Raw genomic sequence first — 978 nt, 5'->3', positions numbered from 1 at the left:
GCCAGCTCGTTGAGCAGATGCGCTACAACATGCTCTATCGCTGGTTCGTTGGCTTGTCCCTGGACGATGCAGTCTGGGACGCCACCACCTTCACCAAGAACCGGCAACGGTTCATCGACGGCGCGGTCACGGGCCGGCTTCTGGACGCTGTCGTCGATCAGGCCCGGCAACGCCGGCTGTTGTCCGAGCAGCACTTCTGCGTGGACGGCACGTTGATCGATGCCTGGGCCTCGATGGGCAGCTATCGGCGTCAAGATGATGACGACGAGCCGCCCAGTAGCCCGCCCAACTTCAAGGGCGAGACACGGCGCTCGGACACCCATGAATGCAAGACCGATCCCGATGCCCGGCTGTATAAGAAAGCCCCGGGGCAACCCAGTCGGCTGTGTTACATCGGCCACGTACTGACCGACAACCGGCATGCCCTGGTCGTGGATGCCGAGACCACACAGGCCAGCGGCACCGCCGAAGTCGATGCGGCGCTGACGATGCTCGACCGAAGGCCGGGCAAGCGCCGACTGACCGTCGGCGCCGACAAGGGCTATGACCAGCACCGCTTTGTTACCGGCGCACGCCAAGCGAACGTGACGCCGCATGTCGCTCAGCACACGCATCGACGACGATCCGCCGTCGATGGCCGCACCACACGCCATGCCGGCCACGCGAAGTCAATCAACGCCCGCCATCGGGTCGAGACGCCGTTCGGCTGGGGCAAGTACGCCCGGCCGCTCAAACAGACCATGCTGCGTGGTCTCGATCGTGTCGCCGCCCAGGCCAGGCTGGTCTTCGCCAGCTACAACCTGGTGCGGATGGCCGCATTGGAGGCGGCATGAGCGCGTCCCGTGGCCGGACTGCGTCTGGAATCCGGAATTCGAACCTTATCAGCCCGAAAAATGGGCAGAAAATGATCAATGGCCCGCGAATACGCTTGGCTGGTCGGGCTTCGCATCGAGATTTGGGCGCTATTTCAGCAGCGCC

At 64.0% G+C, this 978-nt stretch carries 1 protein-coding gene; it reads left to right on the top strand.

All coding sequences use genetic code 11. The annotated features are described in order from the left end of the window. A partial coding sequence (locus tag T5B8_RS19965) for an IS5 family transposase (protein ID WP_353181010.1) occupies positions 1–833 on the top strand: 833 nt, incomplete at its 5' end. Positions 834–978: the final 145 nt, after the last annotated feature.

Source organism: Salinisphaera sp. T5B8, from assembly GCF_040361255.1.
GTDB lineage: Bacteria > Pseudomonadota > Gammaproteobacteria > Nevskiales > Salinisphaeraceae > Salinisphaera.
This window is presented reverse-complemented; position numbering and strand designations above follow the sequence as displayed.